Origin of the sequence: Pseudomonas sp. CFBP 13711 (assembly GCF_014842265.1) — a bacterium.
Lineage (GTDB): Bacteria > Pseudomonadota > Gammaproteobacteria > Pseudomonadales > Pseudomonadaceae > Aquipseudomonas.
Genome location: NZ_JACYVI010000005.1, coordinates 318,146 through 344,293 on the forward strand (window position 1 = coordinate 318,146; position 26,148 = coordinate 344,293).

A 26,148-nucleotide genomic window follows, 5' to 3' on the forward strand; every position below is an offset into this window, starting at 1 on the left:
CTACCGCTGCTGCGCTAAGCACTCCAGCAACGCTTCGTGCCAGTCCGGCTGGCTGACGCCCCACTCGCGCTGCAATCGGCTGCAATCCAGACGCGAATTGAGCGGGCGTGCAGCCGGCGTCGGGTAAGCGCTGGAAGCAATCGGCTCAAGGGTCGCGCAGGGTTTGCCGCTGTTGATCAACTGCTGACCAATGGCTTCAGCGAACCCGAACCACGACGTTTCGCCGCTGGCCGTCAGGTGATAAACACCCCAGGCGCCTGGTGCCCCGTCACGCCAGCGTTTGATCAGCGCACCGGTGCTGGCGGCGATGGTGCCGGCCCAGGTGGGCGCGCCGATCTGGTCCGCAACGATCGACAGCTTCTCGCGCTCTTGCAGCAAGCGCTGCATGGTCAGCAGAAAGTTGCGCCCGGTCAGGGAGTACACCCAGCTCGTGCGCAAAATCAGGTGCTGCCCGCCCGCTGCGGCGATGGCCCGCTCGCCCGCGAGCTTGCTGCTGCCGTAAACGCCCAGCGGATTCGGCGCGTCGGACTCAACCCACGCACCAGCCTTGCTGCCGTCGAACACATAATCGGTGGAGTAGTGAATCAGCGGAATGCCCAGTGCCGCAGCTTCTTCAGCGAATACACCGGGGGACGTCGCGTTAATGGCGAAGGCCAGGTCCGGCTCGCTTTCGGCCTGATCCACTGCCGTGTGCGCGGCAGCGTTGATGATCAGGTCCGGCTTGATATTGCGAACCACCGGGCGGATGGATTCCGGCTGACTCAAATCCAGCTGATCACGGCCCAGCACGATCAGCTCGCCCATGTTCTGCAGGCGTTGCTGCAGCGCATGGGAGACCTGGCCGTGTTGCCCGCTGATCAAAATGCGCAGCGGCGCACTCACGGGAACAGGTCCGCGTCTTTCAGGAGCTTGCCGACCTGATCCTTGGCCGACAATTGAGGTGCTTCGCTCAAGCCCCAGTCGATGCCCAGCTCAGGATCGTCCCAGCGAATGCAGCGCTCGGCCGACGGCGTGTAGTAGTCGGTGGTCTTGTAGAGGAACTCGGCGTAGTCGCTCAACACCACGAAGCCGTGGGCGAAACCCTTGGGAATCCACAGCTGACGCGCGTTTTCGGCAGACAGCTCCAGACCGAACCATTGGCCGAACTGTGGCGAGCTGCGACGGATGTCGACAGCGATGTCCAGCACGCGGCCGACGGTCACGCGCACCAGTTTGCCCTGTGGGTTTTCGATCTGGTAATGCAACCCGCGCAGGACACCTTTCTGCGAGCGCGAGTGATTGTCCTGCACAAACTGATCGGCGACGCCGGTGGCCTCGGCAAAGGCTCGGGCGTTGAAACTTTCGTAGAAGAAACCACGCTCATCGCCGAACACCTTGGGTTCGATGATGAGGACTTCAGGCAACTTGCTGGCAACCACTTTCACTGACTTTCCCCTGCGATCTTGAACAGGTACTGACCGTAGCCGGTCTTGCCGAAATAGTCAGCCCTGTTCAACAGGTGGGCGCGGTCGATCCAGCCGTTCTGATAGGCGATTTCTTCCAGGCACGCGACCTTCAGGCCCTGACGGTGCTCGATGGTTTGCACGTATTGCGACGCGTCCAGCAGGCTGTCGTGCGTACCCGTATCGAGCCAGGCGAAGCCGCGGCCAAAGCGCTCGACGCGCAGGTCGCCGCGCTTGAGATAGGCGTTGTTGACGTCGGTAATCTCCAGCTCGCCGCGCGGGGACGGCTTGACATCCTTGGCGATCTGAATGACTTCGTTGTCGTAGAAATACAGACCGGTCACGGCGTAGCTGGACTTCGGCGCCTTGGGCTTCTCTTCGATGGACAGCGCGTGGCCGTGCTCATCAAAGTCGATCACGCCGAAACGCTCCGGATCCTTGACCCAGTAGCCAAACACGGTCGCGCCGGAGGTGTTGTCCGCCGCACGCTTGAGCTGCTCGCTGAAGTGCTGACCGTGGAAGATGTTGTCGCCGAGAATCAGGCACACCGAGTCATCGCCGATGAACTCTTCGCCAATCAGGAATGCCTGCGCGAGGCCGTCCGGCTTGGGCTGCTCCTCGTAATGAAAGCGCACGCCGAACTGACTGCCGTCGCCCAGCAGCGCCCGGTATTGCGGCAGGTCCAGCGGCGTCGAGATGACCAGGATGTCCTTGATCCCGGCCAGCATCAGCACCGAGATCGGGTAATAGATCATCGGTTTGTCATAGATCGGCAACAGCTGTTTTGAGACCCCGAGGGTGATCGGGTGCAGGCGTGTGCCCGAGCCGCCGGCCAGTACAATTCCTTTAGTCATGCGATCAGTTCCTTCACGTTGGTGCCCAGGCGTTCGCCCTTATAGCTGCCGTCTTGCACGTTGCGGCACCATTCAAGATTGTCGAGATACCACTGCACGGTTTTGCGCAGGCCGGATTCGAATGTCTCTTCCGGTGTCCAGCCCAGTTCGCGCTCGATCTTGCTGGCGTCGATGGCGTAACGCATGTCATGGCCCGGGCGGTCGGTCACGTAGGTGATCAGGTCCGCGTAGTGGTCCACGCCTTTGCGCTGTTCCGGCGCCAGCTCTTCGAGCAGCGCGCAGATGCCGCGCACGACGTCGATGTTCTTTTGTTCGTTATGGCCGCCGATGTTGTAGGTCTCGCCGACCTTGCCCTCAGTTACCACCTTAAGCAATGCGCGGGCGTGGTCTTCGACGAACAGCCAGTCACGCACCTGCAAGCCGTTGCCGTACACCGGCAGCGGCTTCCCGGCCAGGGCATTGAGAATCACCAGCGGGATGAGCTTCTCGGGGAAGTGGAACGGGCCGTAGTTGTTCGAGCAGTTGGTGACGACCACCGGCAGCCCGTAGGTGCGCTGCCAGGCGCGAACCAGATGGTCTGACGCCGCTTTGCTGGCCGAATACGGCGAGCTTGGCGCGTAGGGCGTGGTTTCGGTGAACAGGTCGTCCACGCCATGCAGGTCGCCATACACTTCGTCAGTGGAGATGTGGTGGAAGCGAAAGGCGGCGCGCTCGGCCTCCGGCAAGGTCAGCCAGTAGCTGCGGGTCGCTTCCAGCAGGCTGTAAGTGCCGACGATGTTGGTCTGAATGAACTCCGACGGGCCGTCAATCGAACGGTCGACGTGGGACTCAGCCGCCAAGTGCATGATCGCGTCCGGCTTGAAGCGCGCGAGGACTTTGCTCACCGCAGCCTGATCAACGATGTCTTCTTGCACGAACTCATACCGAGTGTTGTTCGCAATGCCCTGCAGCGACTCAAGATTCCCGGCGTAGGTCAGCTTGTCGAAATTGAGGACGTCGTGATCGGTGTTGTTGATCAGATGACGGATCAGCGCAGAGCCGATGAAGCCGGCGCCACCGGTAACAAGTATTCGCATGGATAAACCTTCTTCCCTGGAAAGACGTAAGACGATAAAGGCGTAGGACGATGGAGCATAGCTTGTGGGGCCTTGCTGACTGACGCAAGGAGCAATCCGCCAACAAGCGATGAAATTAATTGATGGCCCATGGCAATCAGCGCCATTAAACCGCCGCGGGTGTTTCACGGGCTTAACGCTTGGCCTATCTATCGGTCCGTTAACGCATTTCTTTATTGGCAAATGGCGCGGGGTTGATTAACGGTCGCGCAACTGGCGATATTGTTCGCGCCTTTCTCTCTCAGGACTCCTTTCATGTCGCTCGACACCTTGATTCGCCGTTCCAGCCTGCCATGCCCGGACGTCGACGCCGTGCATGCCGGTGAATGGCTGGCGACGTATTACGGGCTGTCGGGAACATTAAAGGAGTTGGGCAGCCATCAAGACCGAAACTTCCTGCTGGACTGCGGGGACGGACGCCGTTTCGTCCTGAAGATCTGCCATGGCGCTTACTCAACCACCGAGCTTGCGGCCCAGCATGCAGCGTTGCGGCATCTGGGTGCTGAGCCGCAGGTGCGCGTTCCGGCCGTGATGCCAGGGCTGAACGGTGAAGACTTGTTGTCTGTCGATCACAACGGCAACGCCGTGCACCTGCGCGTTCTCGAGTTTATCGACGGACAATCACTGGCCCACGTCGCCCATCTGAACCGGCACATCGTGACCGGATTGGCGCAGCTCTGCGCCCGTGTTGATGTCGCGCTGGCCGGTTTCGAGCACCCAGGTCTGGACCGTGTGTTGCAGTGGGACCCGCGGCACGCGTTTGCGTTGATTGAGCATCTGCTCCCGGTCATTGTCGATGCCGACAAGCGCGCCTGTATCGCCGAGGCCGCCGAGCAGGCCCAGGCCTATTTGCTGCCGCTGGTGGCGTCGCTGCCGGTGCAAGCCATTCACATGGACATCACCGAATACAACGTGGTCTGGGCCCGAGACGCCCACCGCCAGTGGCAGCTTCAAGGGCTGATCGACTTCGGTGATCTGGTGCGCACGTGGCGCATCGCCGACCTCTCGGTGACCTGCGCCGCGCTGCTGCACCATGCCGACGGCGATCCGTTTTTCATCCTGCCCGCCATTCAGGCTTACCACCAAATCAACCCGCTTCAGAGCGAGGAGCTGCTGGCGCTGTGGCCGTTGATCGTCGCGCGCTCGGCTGTTCTGGTCTTGAGCAGCGAGCAACAGGCGAGCATCGAGCCAGACAACGGTTACATCCAGGCCAATCTGGCCAGCGAGTGGAACATCTTCGACGTCGCCACCTCCGTGCCGATTGCGCTGATGGACGCGGCGATTCTCGACGCGGTGGGTGAGTGGGAAGCGGACGAAGAGGCCGAGGCGTTTTCGCCGCTGTTGCCGAGCTTGAGCGGGCAGGGTTTTACCCTTATCGATCTGGGTGTGCTCAGCGAGCACTTCGTGGCGGGCAACTGGGAATACAGTGGCATCGACGAACAACTGCTGAAAGACGCGGCTCAACGCCACGGTCTGGCCGCCAGCCGCTATGGCGAATACCGGTTGTCCCGCACGCTGACAGACAGCGCGAAAGAGCCGGACACCTTCGCGCTGCACACTGAATTGCAGATCCCCCACGGCACCGCTGTTCATGCGCCATTTGCCGGGAGCCTGCGTCACACCGCCGACGGCGCGTTGCAGTTGGTGGGCGCGGAAGTGAGTCTGCGCCTGTGGGGCGTGCGTTCTGATTTCGACTCCGGCGTCGAGTTCGACGCGGGCGACGTGATCGGGCAGGGCGGCGGCGCGTTGATCGTGCAGCTGTGTTCGGAGCCGGATGTGAGCCCGCCGCTGTTCACCACGCCTTCGCGGGCAGCCGCCTGGCGTGCGTTGTGTCCGTCCCCCAAAGGGCTGCTGGGTTTTGATTGCGATGCGCCCGCACTGGCAGATTCCGCCGCGTTGCTCGCCCGTCGCGACGCCAGTTTTGCCCGTTCGCAAAAGCATTATTACCAAGCCCCGCCGCAGATCGAGCGCGGCTGGCGCAACCACCTGATCGACATGCAGGGCCGTTCTTATCTGGACATGCTCAACAACGTCGCGGTGCTCGGTCACGGTCATCCGCGCATGGCCCAGGTTGCCGCGCGGCAATGGTCGCTGCTCAACACCAACTCACGCTTTCATTACGCGGCGATCGCCGAGTTCTCCGAGCGGCTGCTGAAGCTGGCGCCCGCCGGCATGGACCGGGTGTTTTTGGTGAACAGCGGCACCGAGGCGAATGATCTGGCGATTCGTCTGGCCTGGGCCTACAGCGGCGGGCGCGACGTCCTGAGCGTGCTGGAGGCTTATCACGGCTGGTCGGTAGCGACAGATGCCATCTCGACATCCATCGCCGACAACCCGCAAGCGCTGAGCACGCGTCCCGACTGGGTCCATCCTGTGGTCGCGCCCAATACCTATCGTGGCGAGTTTCGTGGCGCGGACAGCACGCCGTTCTACCTGCGCAGCGTAGACGCGCACTTGACCGCGCTAAAGGAGCAAGGTCGGCAAGTGGCGGGCTTCATCTGCGAACCGGTATACGGCAACGCCGGCGGGATTTCGTTGCCGCCGGGTTATCTGCAGCAGGTGTACGACAAAGTCCGCGCTGAGGGCGGGGTGTGCATCGCCGATGAAGTGCAGGTGGGTTACGGCCGTCTCGGTCATTACTTCTGGGGCTTTGAGGAGCAGGGCGTGGTGCCGGATATCATCACCATGGCCAAAGGCATGGGCAACGGTCATCCCCTCGGCGCCGTCATCACCCGTCGCGAGATCGCGGAGGCGCTAGAGGCCGAGGGCTATTTCTTTTCGTCGTCCGGCGGCAGCCCGGTGAGTTGCCGCATCGGCATGGCAGTGCTCGACGTCATGGAGGAAGAAAAGCTGTGGGAAAACGCCCGCGTGGTGGGCGGCTATTTCAAGGAGCGCCTGCTGGCGCTGATCGACAAACATCCGCTGGCCGGGGCTGTTCACGGCTCGGGGTTCTATCTGGGGTTGGAACTGGTACGCGACCGCGAGACGCTGGAACCCGCGACTGAGGAAACGACCTACTTGTGCGACCGTCTCCGTGAACTGGGGATTTTCATGCAGCCCACGGGGGATTATCTGAACATTCTCAAGATCAAACCGCCGATGGTGACCAGCCGCCGGAGCGTGGACTTCTTTGTCGAGAGCGTGTCGAAGGTGCTCAGTGAGCTGGAGAGTTGAGTGGGCTGTCCCAGCCTTGTATTGGCCGATATTTATCGGTGTAAATTGCCACGGCAAGCGCAGCAAGCTTGATTAATGTTTTTAAATCCGATTTTTATCGTCTATAACGTCTCTCTTATTTTGCTGTAGACGCCCTCGTCGTTTCATGGAGTTCTGATTACTGTGACCACTCTCAACAGCACCCCCCGCGCCGATGGCTTCTACATGCCTGCCGAGTGGGCGCCGCAGACGCAAACCTGGATGATCTGGCCCGAGCGCCCTGACAACTGGCGTCTGGGCGGCAAGCCCGTGCAGAACGATCACGTCGCAGTGGCCAAGGCCATCGCCCGTTTCGAGCCCGTCACCGTTGGCGTCTCGGCCGCACAGTACGACAACGCCCGCGCGCGGCTGGACGTGCCCAACATTCGCGTGGTCGAGCTCAGCAGCAACGACGCCTGGGTACGCGACAGCGGCCCAACCTTCGTCATCAACGACGCGGGGGAGGTTCGCGGCGTCAATTGGGGCTTCAATGCCTGGGGCGGTTTCGACGGCGGGCTTTACGCACCGTGGAACCTGGATGAACAGGTCGCCAGCAAAGTGTTGGAAATCGAGCGCTGCCCGCGCTATGTCACCGAAGGTTTCGTGCTGGAAGGCGGTTCGATCCACGTCGATGGCGAGGGCACGCTGATCACCACCGAAGAGTGCCTGCTCAATCGCAACCGCAACCCGCACTTGTCCCGCGAAGACATCGAAGCCGTGCTGCGCGATCACCTGTCGGTCGAAAAAATCATCTGGCTGCCGGATGGTTTGTACAACGACGAGACCGACGGCCATGTGGATAACTTCTGCTGCTACGTACGCCCCGGTGAAGTGTTACTCGCCTGGACAGATGATCCGAAAGACCCCAATTTCCCGCGCTGCCAGGCAGCGATGAAGGTGCTGGAAAATGCCCGCGACGCCAAGGGACGTCCGTTTGTCGTACACAAGATGCCGATCCCGGGTCCGCTGTATGCCACCGAAGAAGAGTGCGCCGGGGTTGATCAGGTGCACGGCAGTCAGGAGCGCAACCCATCGGTGCGTCTGGCCGGCTCGTACGTGAATTTTCTGATCGTCAACGGCGGGATCATTGCCCCGTGTTTCGACGATCCGATGGATGACACGGCCCGCGAGATCCTCCAGCAGCTGTTCCCGGAACACGAGGTGGTCATGGTCCCGGGCCGCGAAATGTTGCTGGGCGGAGGCAACATTCACTGCCTGACGCAGCAGCAACCGGCCCCCCACCGGGGCTGAGTTGGTTCGCTTCTTGCTGTCATCAAGCCCATCAGACGATGGGCTTTTTTATGGGCGGACGGTTTCCGGTCAGCCGTAGGAAGATGGGATCCCAGCGGTGCGTAAATGCCCCCGCAAGGTCGTCCGTCTGTAACAAAAGCTCCGTAGATTTCGCAGTCCACGACATAAGAGGTTGTCCTTATGAACGCAGGTCATGAGTTGCGAGTGACTCGAGGTTTTTCTGCGAGCAGTGAAGCACGGCAGATGATGGCGGACTGGTTACGGACGACCCGGATCCCGATGGTGCCCATGCACGACGAACAGGCGCTGAAACAACGGGGCGATTTTCGCAAGATGCTAACGAAGCGGTACCCCAGCGGGCTGATCAACGACGCCGAGATCGAAGCGTTGCTGGGCGTGCTCCACAGCTGACGAAGTTAGAGCAACAGGCATTACAGGGCCTCCGTTTGACTCCCATCAAATTGACACCCTCGGCAGACGGGGGATAGCATTCGCGCCTCCACCGCCTGTGGCCTAGCGCCATGTACGTGCATCAGTAGTCCACTGCGATGATTTCGTGCGGGCTTCCGGAACGGTTCCAGTCCCGGAAGACGCAACTGCCCACCCGGGGCATTTGCCACAGCGCGCGATTAATCCGCTCACAAGGACAACAAGATGAAACAGCGTATCGGCCTGCTCGCTCTGGGCATCCTCGCCGCCACTCACGCCATGGCGGACGGTCAGGCAGATTCCAAAGGATTTGTTGAAGACAGCAGCCTGAAGATCAACCTGCGCAACGCCTACATCAATCGCGATTACAAAAACGGACCGCAGGACCGCTCGGAATGGGGTCAGGCGTTCATGGCCGGCTACACATCCGGTTTCACCCAAGGCCTGGTGGGCGTTGGCGTTGACGCTTTCGGTCTGTACGCCGCGCGTCTGGACGGTGGCAAGGGCAAGAGCGGCGCGGGCGGCATTGATTTCTTCAAGCAGGGCGACAGCGGCAACGCGGCGGACGACCTGTCGCGCTTTGGCGGCGCGGTCAAATTCCGGGTGTCCAATACCGAACTGAAGTACGGCGACATGATGCCGGAGCTGCCGGTGCTCAATTACGACAACTCGCGGCTGCTGCCTGAGTCCTACACCGGGACGATGATCACCTCCAAAGAGATCAAGGGCCTCACGCTGGTGGCCGGCCGCTTTACCGCCGAAACACGCAAGAGCGCCGAAGGCCGCGACAGCGGCGATCTGAAGAGCATCAACGTCTACGGCGGCAGCTACAAATTCACCGAGGCCCTCAGCGCCGCGTTTTACGCCTCCGACGACGAAGACGTGCTGAAGAAGCAGTACGTGAACCTGAACTACGTCTGGGCGATGCCGAAAGATCAGTCGCTGACCTTCGATTTCAACGGCTACAAGACCAAGCTGGACAAAGACTTCGCCGTCGACGACGCCCGTGACAACAAGATCTGGAGCCTGGCAGCGACCTGGGCGGTGGGCATCCACTCGTTCACGATCGCGCATCAGCGCAGCACCGGCGAGACCGGTTACACCTACGGCGGCTACCGCAACGCAGGCGGCACCGGCGATGGCGGTAACACCATCTACCTGGCGAACTCCTACTGGTCGGACTTCAACGGCAAGGACGAGCGGTCGTGGCAGGTGGGCTATGGCGTGAACCTGGGCACCGTTGTGACTCCAGGCCTGAGCTACCGCGTGGCCTACGTGCGCGGCGACAACATCGACGACGGCAGCGATCGTGGACGTGGCGAAGAGCGCGAATTGTTCAGCCAATTGACCTACGTGGTCCAGAGCGGCCCGGTCAAAGACCTTTCGGTGCGCCTGCGTAACTCGTTCCTGCGCGTCTCCAACGACGTGGATCAATACAACGTTGGCGGTAACGAAACACGGATCTTCGTCGATTACCCGATCAACGTGTTCTGATGTGTGAAGTCTTCTGACCGACGTGAATCTGTAGGAGATTCATGTGGTCCAGACGTCGCGCTTTCGCAAGGCAAACACCGTCCCTGTGGGAGTGAGCTTGCTCGCGAAGACTGCATTACAGCCGCTGGAGATCTAGCGGCTGCACCCGTTTCTTCGCGAGCGAGGTGGATCGCCAGCCCGCTCGCTACCGCAGACTCAGCTGGTCCTCTGCAGCGGTAGCAAGGTGTTCACTGCACTGGCGATCCCTCCCGCTCTCCCGCTACCATCGCCGCATCCCACTCCCACCGGTTTCACCATGGCAATCGCCGCGCCCCCCGACCTCTCCAACACCGCCGTCCCCGTGCAGCCTTTGTCACGGACGTATCCGCGCGGCTTGTACATCGAGCCCCATGAGCATGAGTGGGGGCAGGTGCTGTACGCGATGTCGGGCGTGATGTGGGTCGAGACGCCCAACGAAGCGCTGGTCGTGCCGCCGCAGCGCGCGGTCTGGTTGCCGCCCGGCGTGCCCCATGGCATCCGCGTGGTGTCGGATCTGGAAATGCGCAACATCTACCTGCGCCCGGCGCTCGCCCGAACCCTCGACACCACGGTTCAGGTCCTGGAAGTCGGGCGCTTGTTGCGCGAGCTGATCGTGGGTCTGGTGGCCGAGCAGGACAAGGAATCGGACTACTACGATGCCGTGGTCAATCTGGCGTTGCTCGAACTCAAGCGCGCCCGGCGTTCGCTGCTGAAAGTGCCGATGCCCGATGACAGCGACCGCCGGCTGATGAACGTCTGTCAGGCAGTGATGATCGAGCCGTCCATCGACGTGTCGTTCGAGCAGCACGCGGAAAACGCCGGCGCCAGTGTGCGAACGTTGTCGCGGCTTTTCCAGGCAGTGCTCGGCATGGGCTTCTCCGAATGGCGGCGGCAGGTGCAACTGGCGACCTCGGTGGCGGAGATCATTCAGGGCGTGCCGGTCAATGCCATCGCCCGTTCAATGGGGTATTCGCCGAGCAGCTTCAGCGACATGTTCCGCCGCGAACTGGGCATGGCGCCTTCTCAGTACCCGGTCATTGATCCATCCCACTAGCGCCTGCACCGACTCTGTCCGAAATTCAGAAGCACTTGGCCGGTAGCGATTGTCGGCCCTCCTTACACTCTGGTCATCGCTTAACGCAGTCGCGCCGCCATCGAGCTGCGCGTCCCACGCACCGGAGTTTGTCATGAGCTACGTCATTTCCCTCGCAATCGGTATCGCCGTCGGGTTGCTGTATGGCCTGCTGGACTTTCGCTCACCGGCACCGCCTCTGGTCGCACTGGTTGGGTTGCTCGGCATGCAAGCCGGTGAATGGCTGTGGCCGATGGGCAAGCAGTTCTTGTCCAGCCTGGCCTCCTGAATCGACGACCTCCCTTTCCCCACTTCGGATGAACCCATCATGAAAGCACTGCAATTTTCCCGCACCGGCGACCTGGCTGCGCTGGAAATCGTCGATCTGCCTACGCCTGTCCCCGCGGCAGGCGAAGTTCTGGTGCAGATCAAAGCCGCAGGCCTGAATCCCAGCGACGTCAAAAACGTCCTTGGCCGCTTTCCCTACACCACGATGCCACGCATTCCGGGTCGTGACTTCGCGGGCGTGGTCGTTGAAGGCCCGCAAGAACTGATCGGCGAGGAGGTGTGGGGCACCGGCAAGGAGATCGGCTTTGTCCGCGACGGCTCCCACGCCGGCTACATCACGCTGTCGGCCAAGGGCGTGGCGATCAAGCCGGCGTCGCTGAGTTTCACTCAGGCCGCCAGTCTGGGCGTCCCGTACACCACGGCGTGGGACGCACTTGAGCGCAGCCTCGTGCAGGCCGGCACTCGGCTGTTGGTCATCGGTGCCAATGGCGCAGTGGGAAGCGCCGCCATCGCACTGGCGAAAGTGCGCGGCGCCCAGGTGCTGGCGGCGGTGCGTAAAACGGATCAACTGAAAGCGCTGCAAGAGCAAGGCTTCAACGCGATCCAGCTCGACAAGCCAGAAGACCTGGGTGCTCAAGTGAATGCCGTGTTTTCAGGCGGCGCTGATGTGATCTTCGACACCACCGGCTTCTGGCTGCCGGCGGCTGTGCCTGCATTGGCGCAATTCGGTCGCATCGCAATCATCGCCGCGCCGGTAGACGGCCACGTGCAATTGCCAGCGCTGGCGCTGTACCGCAAGGGCGGTTCGGTGGTTGGGATCAACTCGCTGCTGTACGGCGTTGAAGCCTGCGCGCGAATGCTTGAACAGTTCGGCAAGCAGTTCGACGACGGCACCTTGCCGCGGCCGACCGGGCTGCTTGAGTCTCCACTGGAAGAGGGCCTGGCGCGTTACGCCGAAGTCAATCAGGGCGGCGCCGACAAGGTGATTCTGCTGCCGTGACAGACGAGCATGGGCGTTAGTGCAGGGCTGACCCGATCACTGGACGGGCAGCCCTTTCAGATAGTCATGCTGAACGCGTTTGATCGACCCGTCTGCCTGAAGCGTGTCGATCGCTGCCTTCAGCTTCTCGACCATCTGGGGGTCGCAGTCCTTCGAGCACGCCAGATACAGATCGGCGGTCATCAACGCTCGGCTCATCATCAGCGGGCGATCGCTGATCTGCTTCCAGATGTAGAGCGTTTCCGGGACGCCGTTAAACCACGCATCTACCCGGCCCTTGAGCAGCATCAGCGCCGGGTTCTCGCCGATCTTCAGCGGATAAATCTGAGCCGCTGAAAAACCTTCCTCACGTAGACGCGTCTCCTGCGCCGAGCCACTGCCGACGGCGATCATCTTGAAGGTCTTGCGCGCCTCTTCAAAACTCTCGACGTGACGATCAAGGCTGAAAAACGCTCGGTCCATCGTCATCAGCGGAGCGATCCAGGTGAAGCTGTCTTCCCGGCTTTGAGTGCGGGTCAGCGGCGCAATGAGCTTGTTCGCCCCAAGCGCCACATCGCGTTGCGCGCGCGGCCACGGCGGCGACAGCAAGTGGGCGGAATACCCCGCCATCGCCATGGCCTGAAGGCTGATGTCGCCCGCGATCCCGTGCCGATCGCCTTGACTGGCCATCGTCAGCGGCGGCGCTTCGGCCACGAACAGGTCGACGGTCGGCAGCGCAAACGCTGCTGACGAGCACGCCAACAACGCGCTGGCCGCGTAATGGATACAACGAGAAATCCATTTCATGGCAGTCATGCTCAAAGGGAATAGGGCGCCGGGACAGTCCTTGTGCCAGGTGTGTTATCCAGTCTGGCATCGCTTTGTCATCTCTGCCGGGCGCAGTGCGCATCCAGCGTCGATTCCGGGGGAATATTTGAGCGAAGGCGAATCAGGTCTTGTTGTGCTCATTGGTGTAGCGCCCGCTCAGCACCCAGCCACACTCCAGCAACGTCTCGATCCAGTCCTCATACGAGTCATCGACATCCAGCAGGTTCATGAACTGGTCCTCGATATGGCAGCGAAAGGTCTGCTCCTCGACGTTCCACTCGACGTCCCGAATTCGCCAGACACGCTGCATCGGCAACTGAATGTTCAAGCCATGGAAGGGGACGAACGGCAGCTCCACTTCGTAGAGCAGCTTGGACCATTCAGACGAAATCTCCGGGGTCTGGTGGGTCCAGACGTACTTGATCAATCGGACTTTGTGCACGGTTGGGCCTTCTATCGTGTTTCTGATGGCGGGTCGCTGTCCTGACGCAGACGCGAGGGCCCGTTGGATGGGTATACGTTACTCGATGGGGGCGGGATGGGGGAGGGGGCGCTGTAAATCTGAGCCTGACGGTTTGGTTCTCTTCGGGTGGCAGTCGTTCAGGCGTGATCCCGGTGAATGACCACGTTGAGCCCTTCTTCCTTATTTGGGGCCACAAAGTAGCTGGTGATCAAATCGAACTCGGCGTCGGTTGCTGCGAAGTCGTGTTCACCGCCTTCATTTCTCAGGTGCAGCCGGGCGCGGCAGGTTTCGTCGTCGACGTCGATGAAATGAAGGCTGTGAGAGGCCTGGGCGGTATCCGCCAGACTGCGTAACCAGTGGCGGTCTGCGGGCGTGTTGGCGGGGAAATCGAGAACCACATTGATCCCGGCCTTTAGCATGTCGATCACCAAAGGGCCTACGACATCTCGGAGTCTTCTTGAGAGCTTTACGTAGTCTGCGACCGAGTGGATCTGGTCTGGGTAGAGCCTTGAGAGCCAATGGTCTTCGGTTAGCAGGATTGCTGCTTGTTCGGTTTTTAGAGAATTCGCTAGGGTGGATTTCCCGGATGCGATCTTGCCGCACAGGAGGTGGAGTGTGGGGTTGGCCATGGAGACGCTTCCTTATGTCGAAGCACGATGATGCCCATGGATTGAGGCCGGGACAATGAGGGGCAGTTTCGAGATGGCTGAGGCTTTTCAGTTGGTGAATGTGTGCCGCAATTCCCACACTGAAACGCCCAAACAAAAAAGGCCCACCCTTCGGTGAGTTTTTTTGATAAGCCTGGTGCTGCATCAGGAGTCGAATCATGAGCTAAGTACTTGTTTTTAAATAAATTAATATTAATGATTCGTGGTGCTACTCATAAAATACCCGCAGCCTTCTTTCGAACCTGGCACAGTCATTCGTAGCGCAGTCCTCGTAACCTCCATTCCTAGACATAGTCAGAACAGCCCTAATTGGCTCGCTGAGTGGTAGTGGGCGTGATTCCTTTGACCGTTAAGTTGTGCGTTATGGGAGTAATTAGCCTTTATGCAGATCTTTTGCACGTCTGCGCATAAAGATATGGACATTGATGGTGGCCCTTCAGTAGCATCAGCTCAAGACCTAAATTCAGGGATGAACAATGAGTATTGCAGATAAATTCAAAAGCTTTTTGGATAATATAAAAGTTTCTAACGATGAACAGATTAGCGATCGATATGGCGAAATCACGCTAGCGTTAAACAAAGAGTTTAGGGATTCCGACTCTAGTACAGCTAATAACCTTCGGGTCGGATCCTACGGTAGATGGACAGCCATTAAAGGTATTTCCGATCTAGATATCCTCTATATTATGCCCGCTGGAAAGTGGGACGATTATAAAGATGCTGGACAGTCTAAACTGTTACAGGATACAAAGAATGCTATAAAAGCCCGATATCCAAGGACTGATATTTTCGTAGATAGTCCCGTGGTGAGGGTGTTGTATACGAACTTCCATGTGGAGGTGCAACCCGTATTTAAGCAAGATGATGGAAGTTATCTATATCCAGATACTAGGAATGGAGGAGGCTGGAAAACTACAAAGCCTCGTGAAGAAATGGATGCCATGAAGACGGTTAATGAAGATTACAATCGTAACCTCCGTCGACTTTGCAAAATGGTTAGAGCTTGGAAGAATAAACACGGTGTAGGGATAGGTGGGTTACTTATCGATACACTTGCTCATAATTTTATCAAGGCGAATGATGACTACAAAGCAAACAGCTATCTCTATTATGATTGGATGAGTAGGGATTTTTTTAAGTTTCTGGCAGATCAACCTGATAAAGAATATTACGCCGCTCTTGGAAGTGGCCAGCGTGTTAAGGTTAAAGAGAAGTTTCAAAAGTCTGCAAAAAAAGCCTATGAGTTATGCTTGAAGGCTATTGAGGATAACGGTAACGATACCGAAAATGTGAAATGGCAAAAAATTTATGGCCGCCAATTTCCTTCGGCTGTTGTTGTGGAGAAGGCCGAAGCTAGCACTTATAAACAAGACTATAAGCGTACAGAAGAATTTGTCGAAAATAGTTATTCTGTTGATATTCGAAATAAACTTAGGATCGACTGTGAAGTAACGCAGAATGGGTATCGCCCAGACTCACTTCGTAATATGCTAATGAGGAATTTTAAGCTAAGCCCGAAAAAGTCTTTGAAATTCAACATCGTGGAAAATGACACGGCGGGTGACTATGATGTGTATTGGAAAGTCTTGAATCGAGGAGATGAAGCTAAACGCAGAGATTGTGTTCGTGGGCAAGTTGTCCAAGATTCTGGTTTGGAGAAGATAGAGGAGCATACTAATTTTTCTGGCGATCATATTGTAGAATGCTACATAGTCAAAAATAATGTCGTCGTTGCAAAGGATAGAATTCGTGTCCCTATTGAGTGAACAAATATGAACAAGGATGCTCTATTAAAAATAGTTGCCGACACCGGGTATAATGTTGGCTTCGGTGGAAGAAAGCATTGGGCAACATTCGACATAGTAGACAAGGTTCCAGGACTTATCAGCTTTTTCTCGATGGCTATTGGTATCTTTGCATTGGTTTGGGATGAGTTGGGGACAAAAATCCCTTCAGCGTCACTGCTAGTATTAGGTGTTATTGGCTTATACATTTCATTCTATGATCACAAGAAAAAAGACTATGAAGTCACGGCAGTAAAGCTGACTCGTATATACGAGTCTTTAAGGGACTTGTACAGAGAAGTTGAAGGGCTAGCGGATGAACCTCTTATGCCTTACCGCGAAAGGCTTGCAGTGTTGAAAGACGAATATTATAATGCCGCAATTAGCAAACAGATTTTGTTTAGCGACTGGTATGCTCATTACAAATTCTTCTGGCAATATCAGATAGATTGGGTGGATGAGAAAAAGCATTTTCGGTTGTTGAGGGATAAAATACCACTGTCATTTATGTTTTGGTGTGTGGTGGTAATAGTGTTTTTACTGGTTGTGATATTTAGATCAAATCTGCTTTTGCTTCGTCTGAAACTTGGTGCGTAGGAAACTTAAATGTCTTGGTTTCTGCTGGTTATGCGAGTGCAGGCGTTATTTTCAATGATAAAAACTGACTTGGATCCCGAGAGAATATGGACGCACTTACCTTTGCATCAGAGCTCATTAAGGCTTTAGCTTGGCCTGCCGCAACAATTATTTTGGCATGCCTATTGCGGAAACCATTAGTTGGGCTTGTCCCGCTAATGAGAAAGCTTAAGTATAAAGAGCTTGAGCTTGAGTTTTCACAAGAGGTACTTGCCTTAAAGACTGAAGCATCACCTGTTCTTGATTCGCCACAGAAAGAGGATCTATCCGCTACCACCTCCAAAGCGTTGGACTTGGTGTCCCTGTCTACGCGTGCGGCAATTATGGAGGCGTGGATTGATGTCGAAACAGCGGCAGTAGAGGTTGCAAGTTCATTTTGGAGTCAGTTGCCTAACGAGACAATGCGTAATCTACCCAATCTGGGAGAATACTTACATCAGTGCAAAGTCATCGATGATAAGCAGCTAAGTATATACAAAAAGCTTCAAAAGCTCCGCAATAAGGCAGCTCATGCGGAAGAGCTTAATTTAAGCGAGGAAGACGCAATTTCCTACGTCACCATGGCCTTCAATCTGGCTCGACATATCAAAAGTAATTAGTTGAAGGTGAAGAATGTAGGCTGGAATTTACTTTGTGGGCGGTCCAAAAACTACGCTACTTTGAAAGGTTATAAAGGAGCTTTATTATGGCATTGGCAGAGTGGTTTAGTACGTTGCTACAATATTAGAACGCAGGATGCAGTGCTATTTCTAGTCGTTAAAAGGCCATTACTCGCCGTCTAAACACTGAATTCTGGAATACTACGTCCGATGTTGCTCACGGACTTTATTTGGGGTCGTATGGGCGAAATGATGCGATACAGGGTATCAGCGTTCTGGATGTGCTTTTTCAACTTCCATATTCAAGTTATTAGCAGCACAACAACTATAATGGCAACGGTCAACCCTCTCTGGCCCAAGCGTTCAAAAAGTCCATCGAAAAAAATATTCAACTACAAGTATCAGGGGCAATGGCCAAGTCATACTTATCCCTTTTGCTGATGAAATAAAAATTCGAAGTATTACCCGCTTTCATCAACGATGATGACAGGTACACCTACCCCAACGCGAACGGTGGGGGATGTTGGCGGGTTACGAATCCAAAGCCTGAGATTTCTGCAATAGGAACGAGAAATGCAGTCTGCAACGGAAATCTAGTCCTACTTTGTCTAATGATGCGGGCATGGAAAGAAAGTGGGACGTACCGATTAGTGGCGTGCCCGTTGATACGCTGGCTTATCAGTTTATTGATACGTGGCAGCATAAAGATAGATCATACTTGTATTACGATTTTATGTGTCGCGACTTTTTTACTATGTGGCAAATCAAGATGGTCAAAAGGAGTACTGGAAAGCTCCGGGAAGCGGGCAGCACGTTTTCGGTAAAGGATTATTTCAATGGAAAGCCACCAGGTGCTACAATCTTGCACGCGAGGCAATAAAACATGAAGTTGCTAGCCCAAAGCGTGAGTGGTCAGTAAAGCAAAAATGGAGAGAAATATTTGGAACCTCATTCCCAGATTAATGATTCTCTAGGCTCAAGAGCCATTCTAGAGGGACAATTACGCGAGTGCTATGGACGTGTTGTGTACTCTCATAAAACGCATGAAAAGTGTGCAGACATCCTCTTGCGTAGGCTTTCCAACATCAAGCTGTGGCAGATCATCCTCTCGGCTGTAACAACCGGAGGCTTTGTCGCGGCGGCTTTGGGTGGCGGTGAGAAGGCAGCGCTTGTTGGAGCCGTTGTTTCTACAATACTGCTTATATTGAACGCCTACACAAAGAATTACGACTTAGGAGAGCTCGCTCAAAAGCATCGACAGGCAGGCGCTGATCTCTGGATTATCAGAGAAAGATATCTTTCTCTCATCACGGATTTACGAATGGGTGAGAAACCCATCGAGACTCTACAAAACGTGAGAGATAGCCTGTTGGAGCAATTACATGCAGTTTACTCAGGTGCTCCAAGTACAACATATCAAGCATATAAGAAGGCGCAAGAAGCGTTGAAGAAACTCGAAGACATGACGTTTTCCGATGTGGAGATTGATGCATTTCTTCCGAAGGAGCTTAAGAAGGGCTAATAATGGATGCGCAGCGTATCCTGCCTCCCAGCATGGTTCAGACAGGGTGCAGGAAGCCTAGGTCAATTGTTATTAATTGCGATGCCAAGGTTGTGCTAACCCTTCGACTGGTGGTTGACCTGCCACGGTTTTCCTAAGCGAAGGATGATCAGGTTTACTGTAAGGCGGTAGTAATAGTTCGTCGAATTGGCGTGCCGGCCCACGTGGCAGCTTAGAAACCACGCAAGGTGCTTTTGCTGCCAGGTCCAAGGTTTATTCCGGTGCCATCGATCCGAGATAGCTTCTTGAATAGCGTTAGCTTGTCTAAGGTGGCGCCGGCGGGTGGTATGAGCGCCTGTTAGAATACCCGTTAGGGATATTCCATATCGAAATCCTCGCTCATACTCGGGCCCCAATGTAAGCAGAAACCACGTTTATAAGTCCGCGTCCCAGTTCGTGGCTGATCTGTTCTCTGAGCTCTTTATCGAGGTGTGGGTCAAGCTGGTAGCAGTTCCCACCGTAAATGGGCGCGGGATGATGGGCCATTTGCTCATAGCGTTCGCACGCATACGCGGACCTCAGCTCGTGAAAGCCGCTTGGTCCTTGCGAATGGAGTATTGTCCGAGCAGGGCGAATGGAGAGCGCATGCCGGTGGCTCGCGCTAATTGAGCGATGGCCGCCGCACGCGTCTGCTGGTGTGCACAAAGCACCTCTACGACCCTCTTCACATGTTCGCGGTCTTGGCCTTACGGCACCGAACAACGAACACTGGTGCGCCGCATTCCTAACGCCTTGCTCGGACTTGACACTTTCACATACGGATCACAGCGAAGCGCTGCCAGGGTCCGGTTGACGTTGGACAATCGGTTTTGCGCATTCGCTGCGGCGAGCTCACCTTTCAACTTGCTCGCGCAGATGTTTGGCATAGTCCAGCAACGTCTGCCGATCAATCTGCCGCGCATCGTTAAGCCCCGGCCCATCTTCCGACCGACACCACCGTACAAAAGCCTGCCATCGATCACTGTGTGCCTTGACCGTCCCGTAATGCCCGCCGCCAAACAGATCACGCAACGCTTGCGCCCCGGCATAGCTCAGTTGTCGGCCATAGCCAAAATTGCGTCCATGACGTTTACCGACCAGTGCCATGATCAAACTCCTCTCAAGGCTAACCCTTAAAACCTTCCCCACGTCATCCCGCCAAGAATGTTGAGCGTTATCAGGGATCAAGGCCCCTGCGACCTGTGAGGGTTGTCCACTCTCGCGGGACTGGCGGCTCCTTACGACCGGGAGCCTGGGCACCTCATGATCTGACCTCCTGAGCACTCCCGAGAAAGTGGGCGGGTGGAGGCTGCGCTGGCTCACGAGACCAACGCCGCAAGATCCTTAGTCGGGTGAAGCCAGCTATGCGATGACCGGGGCATGCCTGACTGTAAGTCAGGTGCATTCCATTCCATGGGCTGCGGCACCACTATCTGCATCGCAGTTGCTGGTGACTTCGGTGCTTGTCACGACGATTGTCACGAGGGGGGAATGCCGCAAAGCCTTGTACGCGTTGGGCTGCAGCAGCGGTAGGAGCGCCCGTCTCTTTCCGGTAGAGCGAGACGGGCGCAGGTTGGCGCAGGGAAATGCCTACGCGAATAGATCGCAGCAGGGCAGCTACAAAGACGAACCGCCCACCTTGGCGATCGACACCTCAATCAACGCCGCGCTGCATCAAGCTGATGCACCACCGAGCGCGCCAACGGGCGGAATTCCAGCGTGCAGTTATCTGCGACTTCGTAGGCGGTGGCTGCGGCGCAGGCGAGGTATTCGGAGGCGGTGAGCAATGCGTCCTCAGCTCTGACGCCGGGCTTGACCGAGAACAGGCTCAGGTTGCCGAGGTTGGCGTTGGTGCAGGTTGATTGGGGGGCGGGTGTTTCGGGTGGGTGAGGGGTGGATCTGATCATGGTGTCTCTCCTGACTTGGATGAGACCGACACCGTTCGCGACTAAACGAATAGGTGGCGGCTGTACGCGGGTTAGTCGACCGGGAAGTCAGGCACCCGGCGCACCCGAAGGTGCCCCTCGTACAGCCACCATAAAAGGACAGAACCGATGTCGATGACAGTGGCTCAGGTTATGGAGCGTTACGCGCCTGACGTGTTCGGGCGACTAAACCCGGTCGTTGTTTGCAACGACACCCGGGAAGGTAGTCGCCGGATCAGACACGTTCAAGCGGTCGGGAGGATATCGCTTAATTTCAGAAGCGTCCTACGGGATTTCGGACTTTTTGTGCGGGTTGGGCGGGGAGGTAGGACGGCAGTGCGGCGATGGGCGCTTTCGCGGGCACGCGCTCCTACGCGGATTGGCGGTGTGGCGTTTGGCACAAACAAAAAAGGCCCACCTTTCGGTGAGCCTTTTTGCTAAATCTGGTGCCGGCACCAGGAGTCGAACCCGGGACCTACTGATTACAAGTCAGTTGCTCTACCAACTGAGCTATACCGGCGTTGTGGGCGCTGATTATAGGGATTTGATCTGGCGAGTAAAGCCCTAATTTCAGTTTTTTCGCGGCCCTTATGCCGGAAGGTGATTACCGTTATTCACAATCCACACAAACCAAAGGCGACGATCGGTCGAATTCAGGAACCATTCTCAATCGTTCGCAAGCTACTGTTTTAGCGCCAATTTTACGCTGGCCAAAAAATGAACAAATGGTTACATCCCTTCCAAAGCAGGATTTCCGGGCGTTCGCTGGAATTTAATCAACAGACTTATCCACAGGAGCTGGCGTCAAAAAATGCTCACGGTCGTTCGGCGAGAATCAGCAGATTGCGTGGGGTGACTTGGCTGTCGCAGAAGGTGCCGATCTGCACGTCGTACCCGCACTCAGTCAGATAAAGCGCGCGGTCGAGGATGAGCCACATTTCCAGCGGTCGGCGGAAGAGGTTGCGCAGCAATTCGAGGTTGCGCACTTCGCCCAGGCGCGCCCATCCCGCTGCTTCAAGGGCCAGCCAGTCCTGAATGCCGGGGGAGGGCAGTTGCTTGAGTTTGGCGAGGTCGCGGCAGTAGTCGGCGTAGGGTCTGTCGAGCCAGGCGCTGGGCAGCGATGGCGTTGGCAGGTAGTCGTCGACGCCGCGTAGCTGTCGCTGCAGCAAGTCGAAGCCGAGGCGGCGGGCCATGGAGGTGTCGCGTTGGCGGCGTACGCGGGCGCCGGCGGTGACGGTTTCGCTGAGGGGCAGGCCGAGGTCGTCGATGGAGAGCGTAAGCGCGGACGCTTTGCCCTGCTGGGAGATCGGCACGTAGCGCTCGCCGGCGATGCGGTTATAGCAGCAGGGCGCGATGGCCAGTTGTTGGCAGCGGGCGTCGCTGGCGAGGTGCATGAGGCGCACATGAAGGTCGCCGCAGGCGTGGAGGGCGACGGGGGTGTGATGCGCTTCGACGCGCGCGCCGGCATCGTCGGCCATGACGTCTTGATGCAGATGGTTTGCGGTGATGCCCAGTTTGTCGCTGAGTTGCCGTCCCGATTCAACCAGTTGCGCGTCGTATTCCAGGCAGGTCAGGGCTTGGCCGCCTTGGGCGAGGCGTCGACCGAGGTGGCCTTTGCCCGAGCACCAGTCCAGCCAGTGGGTTGGCTGTCGCTGAAAGCTCAAGCGGCTGGCGAAGGCTTCGATCTGTTGCCACTTGCGGCCGGGGACATCGACGCTCATGCGCGATGACACGACTTCCAGGCTAGCGAGCGGCAGGGCGTCGATCTCGCTTAATGCCGTCGACTCTAAAGCCAGCTGAATAAAGGGCTTTGGCGCATCGAGCTGTTCGGGGTGGTTGTGTGCAGCTTCTGCCTCTTCCAGGGAACGTTGTCGCAGCCAGCGGGACAGCTCAGGGTGTTGCGACTCCCACGGCAGGTGGCGATGGGTGAAGGGTCGCGGGCGCCACAGGGCCTGATGCTCGAGCAGAAAGGCATCAAGCGCCGCGAATCGGGATTGGAGTTGCGAGGGTGTGAGTGGCATTGGGTTATGGCAGTTGCGCGATGATGTGCAGCATACGGTGAATCAGGGGCAAAGCGCGCCCATCCGACATGGAAGTCTGTGGCGGCTGAGCTGCCGCCTTCGTGAGCAAGCTCACTCCCACAGGTCCGGTGTCTGCTGCACGACGGGCGATCCCCCACATGAACGGTGTTTGCTGTGCGATAGGCGATCTGCCACATGGACCGTGTTTAATGCGCGAAACCCCGGCGTCTGAACGACGGGGGATCTCCGCTAGGATGCGCCTCGATCCTCACCGCCCTTGGCTGGCATCCACCCGCAAATACCGCTCCAGCAGTTTGAAGCCTTGCACCAGCACGAACGACATCACCAGATAGATCAACCCGGCGATGAGGAAAGTCTGTTCCGGCATGTAGGTCCGTGCGTTGATGGTGCGGGCCATGCCGGTGATGTCGAGCAGGGTCACGGTGCTTGCCAGCGCGCTGGCCTTGAGCATGAGAATGACTTCGTTGCTGTACGCGGGCAGGCCGATGCGGGCGGCGCGGGGCAGGATGATGTACAGCAGCGCTTTGCCTTTGGACATGCCCAGTGCGCGAGCCGCTTCGATTTCGCCGGGCGGCACGGCCTGAATGGCGCCGCGCAGGATCTCGGCGATGTAGGCGGTGGTGTGCAGCGTCATGGTCAGCGCCGCGCAGAAGAACGGGTCGCGCAGGTACGGCCACAGCGGACCTTTGGTGACGACGTCGAACTGCGCCAGGCCGTAATAGACCAGAAACAGCTGCACCAGCAGCGGCGTGCCACGAAAGAAGAAGATGTAAGCGTAGGGCAGCGCCCGGACATAGGCATTACGCGAGGCGCGAGCAATGCCCAGCGGAATGGCAAGAATGAGGCCGGCAATCACCGCGACGGCGACCAGTTCCAGCGTGACGGTGGCGCCGTGCAGCAGTTTCGGCAGCCATTTGAGGACGAATTCCCAACTCATGACGCACTCCTCGCAAAGCCCACCGACGCGCGTTTTTCCAGCCACGCCAGGCCGATCATCGACAGCGCGGTCATGCACAGGTACATCAGCGCCGCGACCATATAGAAGGTGAAAGGCTGCTTGGTGGACGTAACGGCGATCTGCGCGTGACGCATGACCTCCTCAAGCCCGATGACCGAGACCAGCGCGGTGTCCTTCATCAGGATCATGAACAGATTGCCCAGCCCCGGCAGTGCAATGCGCCACATCTGCGGCATCACCAGCTTGAAGAAGATGCGCGAGCGTGACATGCCCAGCGCCAGGCCCGCCTCGCGGTGGCCTTTCGGGATCGAGAGCATGGCGCCGCGAAACACCTCGGTGGCATAAGCGCCGAAGCACAGACCAAGCGCGATAACGCCAGCCGCGAAAGCACTGAGCGATAGATTCGGGATGTCGAACAGCTTGCCGATCGCCCGCATCGAGCTGACCGTGCCGAAGTAGATCAGCAACACCCACAGCAATTCGGGGATGCCGCGCACCAGTGTGGAATAGGTGCCGCCCAGCCACTGCAAGGCACGATTCGGCGAAGTCTTCGCCAGCGCCCCGAGCAGGCCGAGGACCAGCCCCAGGCAGAGGGCCAACAGCGCAAGTTGGAGGGTCATCAGCATGCCGGCCGCCAGGGCCGGGCCGAATCCATAGAGATCGAAGTTCATGGCGTTGTTTGTCTAAAGGACAGACGCCGCCGTCTGCATGAGCAAACGGAGGCGATGGTCAGGCAGGTCAGAGGATGCTGAACGGGAAATACTTGTCGTTGATCTTCTTGTAGGTGCCGTCGGCGATGATTTCTTTCAGCGCTTCGTTGAGCTTGTCGCGCAGCGGATCGTCTTTGCGCACGGCGATGCCGATCTTGTCGTCAACCGGCAGCGCGTCACCCTTGAACTCGAAGCTCTGGCCTTCCTTGCCTTTCAGCCACTCGTAGCTCGCGTATTTGTCGCCGAGCAGTGCGTCGAGGCGGCCCGAAGCCAGGTCGAGAAAGGCGTTTTCCTGGGAGTCGTACAGCTTGACTGTCACGTCGTCGCCCCAGTTGTCTTCCAGCCACGTGCCGGACAGGGTCGCGCGTTGGGCACCGATGGTCTTGCCCTTCAACGTCTCCTTGATCGCGGCCAGGTCGCCACTGAGGTTAGTGGTTTTGGGCGCGACAAATTGCAGCTTGTTGGAGTAGTACGGAATGGTGAAGTCGACCGCCTGCTTGCGTTCTTCGGTGATCGACATCGACGAGATCAGGAAGTCGAACTTCTGCGCGTTCAGCGCAGGAATGATGCCGTCCCAATCGGAGGTGACGGTTTCACAGGTCACTTTCATCTTCGCGCACAGCGCGTTGCCGATCTCGACGTCGAAGCCCACGACCTGACCGCTGGCGTCCTTGTTGTTGAACGGCGGATAGGCGCCCTCGATGCCCATTTTCAGGGTGTCGGCAGCAAAGGCGCTGGAAGCCATGGCCAGGGTGGCGGCAGCGGCCAACAGAATGTTTCTCAGGGTCTGCATCGATGTTGCTCCGTTAGCGATTGCTGGACATGAATTGTTTGCAGCGCGCCGACCGTGGGTCATCGAAGACCTGGTCTGGCGAACCTTGTTCTTCTACCAGCCCTTGGTGCAGGAAAACCACTTCGCTGGACACCTGCCGGGCGAAATTCATTTCGTGGGTCACCATCAACATGGTCCGGCCTTCTTCGGCCAGGCCACGAATAACACTAAGCACTTCCTGCACCATCTCGGGATCGAGGGCAGACGTGGGCTCATCGAACAGAATGACCTTGGGCTGCATCGCCAGCGTGCGTGCAATGGCGGCACGTTGTTGCTGGCCGCCCGACAACTGTGCCGGATAGGCATGACGCTTGTCGGCAATACCCACTTTGGCCAGCAGCGCTTCGGCAACTTCAGTGGCCTCGGCTTTGGTCTGCCCCAGCACGCGACGCGGCGCCTCGGTGATGTTATCGAGGACGGTCATGTGGGGCCAGAGATTGAAATTCTGAAAGACGAAGCCGATCTCGCTGCGCAGGCGGTTGATCTGACGGTTGTCGGCGGCGATCAGTTCACCCTTGCGGGTGGCTTTGAGCTTGAGCTCTTCGCCAGCAATGAGAATCTGCCCCTGATGGGGATTCTCCAGCAAATTGATGCAGCGCAGCAGCGTCGACTTGCCTGAGCCAGAGGAACCCAGAATCGAGATCACGTCGCCATCGCGCGCACTCAGCGAGATGCCCTTGAGCACGTCGAGTTCGCCATAGCGCTTGTGCAGATTGCGGATTTCCAGGGCGGGCGTGGCCTCGGCCATGTTCAGTCCTCGTGTGTTCGGTGGGCTCATCGGGTTGGCCAGTTGGACGCCACTTGGCGGTAGCGACAGTCGAACTGCGCGAAGGCTTATGAAGATGAGCTTGATGGGCGCCGGCCCAGAATGCCTCTGCGCAAAAAGGGCGCGATGGTGCCAGCTTTAACCGCCGTGGGGAAGGGTGTTTCGGCCACGGGCGCGATCGGCGGCTGGTCTTGTGCGCTTATTTGGTGCCATTTCGTTTTAAATGTGTATTTTCGGTGCGGCCAATCGTCTCCCTCCTGTTG

At 57.6% G+C, this 26,148-nt stretch carries 24 protein-coding genes, 1 tRNA gene and 2 pseudogenes; 12 read left to right on the forward strand and 15 right to left on the reverse strand.

Annotated elements, in window-relative coordinates; translation table 11 throughout:
• From rfbD to rfbB, 4 genes are read right to left on the reverse strand one after another with little or no spacing between them, the layout of a single operon-like run.
• Positions 1-882 (reverse strand): dTDP-4-dehydrorhamnose reductase, encoded by an 882-nt coding sequence (rfbD, locus tag IFT47_RS12445; RefSeq protein WP_192171325.1) that lies wholly within the window; start codon positions 880-882, stop codon positions 1-3.
• Positions 879-1,424: a dTDP-4-dehydrorhamnose 3,5-epimerase gene (gene rfbC / locus IFT47_RS12450; protein WP_192171324.1), complete on the reverse strand. Its 546-nt coding sequence runs from the start codon at positions 1,422-1,424 to the stop codon at positions 879-881. Before rfbC ends, rfbD begins: the two co-directional genes overlap by 4 nt.
• Positions 1,421-2,296: a glucose-1-phosphate thymidylyltransferase RfbA gene (gene rfbA, locus IFT47_RS12455; protein WP_192171323.1), complete on the reverse strand. Its 876-nt coding sequence runs from the start codon at positions 2,294-2,296 to the stop codon at positions 1,421-1,423. The genes rfbC and rfbA overlap by 4 nt, the downstream gene beginning before the upstream one ends.
• Positions 2,293-3,372, reverse strand: coding sequence for a dTDP-glucose 4,6-dehydratase (gene rfbB, locus IFT47_RS12460; protein ID WP_192171322.1), 1,080 nt, complete (start codon positions 3,370-3,372; stop codon positions 2,293-2,295). Before rfbB ends, rfbA begins: the two co-directional genes overlap by 4 nt.
• A gap of 294 nt (positions 3,373-3,666) precedes the next feature.
• Between rfbB and IFT47_RS12465 the strand changes: the two genes are divergently transcribed.
• From IFT47_RS12465 to IFT47_RS12495, 7 genes are all read left to right on the forward strand, one after another.
• Complete coding sequence (locus IFT47_RS12465) at positions 3,667-6,585, forward strand: aminotransferase (RefSeq protein ID WP_192171321.1); 2,919 nt, start codon at positions 3,667-3,669, stop codon at positions 6,583-6,585.
• 162 nt (positions 6,586-6,747) lie between these two features.
• Positions 6,748-7,854, forward strand: coding sequence for an agmatine deiminase (gene aguA / locus IFT47_RS12470; protein WP_192171320.1), 1,107 nt, complete (start codon positions 6,748-6,750; stop codon positions 7,852-7,854).
• A gap of 288 nt (positions 7,855-8,142) precedes the next feature.
• Positions 8,143-8,265 (forward strand): hypothetical protein, encoded by a 123-nt coding sequence (locus IFT47_RS27880; protein ID WP_274598082.1) that lies wholly within the window; start codon positions 8,143-8,145, stop codon positions 8,263-8,265.
• A gap of 243 nt (positions 8,266-8,508) precedes the next feature.
• Positions 8,509-9,777, forward strand: a complete 1,269-nt coding sequence (locus IFT47_RS12480; RefSeq protein WP_192171318.1) for an OprD family porin — start codon at positions 8,509-8,511, stop codon at positions 9,775-9,777.
• Positions 9,778-10,072: 295 nt separating this feature from the next.
• Positions 10,073-10,849: an AraC family transcriptional regulator gene (locus tag IFT47_RS12485; RefSeq protein ID WP_192171317.1), complete on the forward strand. Its 777-nt coding sequence runs from the start codon at positions 10,073-10,075 to the stop codon at positions 10,847-10,849.
• 133 nt (positions 10,850-10,982) lie between these two features.
• On the forward strand, positions 10,983-11,156 hold the full coding sequence (locus tag IFT47_RS12490) for a DUF1427 family protein (protein ID WP_192171316.1): 174 nt from the start codon (positions 10,983-10,985) through the stop codon (positions 11,154-11,156).
• A 39-nt stretch (positions 11,157-11,195) separates the two neighbouring features.
• Positions 11,196-12,155, forward strand: a complete 960-nt coding sequence (locus IFT47_RS12495) for a quinone oxidoreductase family protein (protein WP_192171315.1) — start codon at positions 11,196-11,198, stop codon at positions 12,153-12,155.
• 36 nt (positions 12,156-12,191) lie between these two features.
• Here the strand turns inward: IFT47_RS12495 and IFT47_RS12500 are convergent, their stop codons facing one another.
• The 3 genes from IFT47_RS12500 to IFT47_RS12510 all read right to left on the reverse strand — a co-directional run bounded on the left by IFT47_RS12500 (position 12,192) and on the right by IFT47_RS12510 (position 14,054).
• Positions 12,192-12,941 carry a substrate-binding periplasmic protein gene (locus tag IFT47_RS12500; protein WP_192171314.1) on the reverse strand — a complete coding sequence of 250 codons (750 nt, stop codon included), beginning with the start codon at positions 12,939-12,941 and terminating at the stop codon, positions 12,192-12,194.
• Between the two features lie 142 nt (positions 12,942-13,083).
• Complete coding sequence (locus IFT47_RS12505; protein WP_037016364.1) at positions 13,084-13,404, reverse strand: hypothetical protein; 321 nt, start codon at positions 13,402-13,404, stop codon at positions 13,084-13,086.
• A gap of 158 nt (positions 13,405-13,562) precedes the next feature.
• Complete coding sequence (locus IFT47_RS12510; RefSeq protein ID WP_192171313.1) at positions 13,563-14,054, reverse strand: AAA family ATPase; 492 nt, start codon at positions 14,052-14,054, stop codon at positions 13,563-13,565.
• A 515-nt stretch (positions 14,055-14,569) separates the two neighbouring features.
• Here IFT47_RS12510 and IFT47_RS12515 point away from each other — a divergent pair.
• From IFT47_RS12515 to IFT47_RS12535, 5 genes and pseudogenes are all read left to right on the forward strand, one after another.
• The gene (locus tag IFT47_RS12515) at positions 14,570-15,859 is read left to right on the forward strand and encodes a nucleotide-binding domain-containing protein (protein WP_192171312.1); all 1,290 of its coding nucleotides are present in this window, start codon (positions 14,570-14,572) and stop codon (positions 15,857-15,859) included.
• Between the two features lie 6 nt (positions 15,860-15,865).
• The gene (locus IFT47_RS12520; RefSeq protein ID WP_192171311.1) at positions 15,866-16,474 is read left to right on the forward strand and encodes an SLATT domain-containing protein; all 609 of its coding nucleotides are present in this window, start codon (positions 15,866-15,868) and stop codon (positions 16,472-16,474) included.
• A gap of 86 nt (positions 16,475-16,560) precedes the next feature.
• Positions 16,561-17,112, forward strand: a complete 552-nt coding sequence (locus tag IFT47_RS12525; protein WP_192171310.1) for a hypothetical protein — start codon at positions 16,561-16,563, stop codon at positions 17,110-17,112.
• A 167-nt stretch (positions 17,113-17,279) separates the two neighbouring features.
• Positions 17,280-17,936: pseudogene (locus IFT47_RS28135) on the forward strand (SMODS domain-containing nucleotidyltransferase).
• 116 nt (positions 17,937-18,052) lie between these two features.
• On the forward strand, positions 18,053-18,634 hold the full coding sequence (locus IFT47_RS12535; protein ID WP_192171309.1) for an SLATT domain-containing protein: 582 nt from the start codon (positions 18,053-18,055) through the stop codon (positions 18,632-18,634).
• Positions 18,635-19,012: 378 nt separating this feature from the next.
• Here the strand turns inward: IFT47_RS12535 and IFT47_RS12540 are convergent.
• The 8 genes and pseudogenes from IFT47_RS12540 to IFT47_RS12575 all read right to left on the reverse strand — a co-directional run bounded on the left by IFT47_RS12540 (position 19,013) and on the right by IFT47_RS12575 (position 25,867).
• Positions 19,013-19,759: pseudogene (locus tag IFT47_RS12540) on the reverse strand (integrase domain-containing protein).
• Positions 19,760-20,310: 551 nt separating this feature from the next.
• Complete coding sequence (locus IFT47_RS12545; protein ID WP_192171488.1) at positions 20,311-20,559, reverse strand: DUF6124 family protein; 249 nt, start codon at positions 20,557-20,559, stop codon at positions 20,311-20,313.
• 462 nt (positions 20,560-21,021) lie between these two features.
• Positions 21,022-21,097 (reverse strand) — tRNA-Thr (locus IFT47_RS12550).
• Positions 21,098-21,392: 295 nt separating this feature from the next.
• Positions 21,393-22,598, reverse strand: a complete 1,206-nt coding sequence (locus IFT47_RS12555) for a methyltransferase (RefSeq protein ID WP_192171308.1) — start codon at positions 22,596-22,598, stop codon at positions 21,393-21,395.
• A 268-nt stretch (positions 22,599-22,866) separates the two neighbouring features.
• Positions 22,867-23,556: an ABC transporter permease gene (locus IFT47_RS12560; RefSeq protein ID WP_192171307.1), complete on the reverse strand. Its 690-nt coding sequence runs from the start codon at positions 23,554-23,556 to the stop codon at positions 22,867-22,869.
• Entirely contained in the window at positions 23,553-24,248 is a 696-nt protein-coding gene (locus IFT47_RS12565) for an ABC transporter permease (protein ID WP_192171306.1), read from the reverse strand. The genes IFT47_RS12560 and IFT47_RS12565 overlap by 4 nt, the downstream gene beginning before the upstream one ends.
• Positions 24,249-24,315: 67 nt before the next feature.
• Positions 24,316-25,080 carry an ABC transporter substrate-binding protein gene (locus IFT47_RS12570; RefSeq protein ID WP_192171305.1) on the reverse strand — a complete coding sequence of 255 codons (765 nt, stop codon included), beginning with the start codon at positions 25,078-25,080 and terminating at the stop codon, positions 24,316-24,318.
• A gap of 13 nt (positions 25,081-25,093) precedes the next feature.
• Complete coding sequence (locus IFT47_RS12575) at positions 25,094-25,867, reverse strand: ABC transporter ATP-binding protein (RefSeq protein ID WP_192171304.1); 774 nt, start codon at positions 25,865-25,867, stop codon at positions 25,094-25,096.
• Between the last annotated feature and the right edge of the window lie 281 nt (positions 25,868-26,148).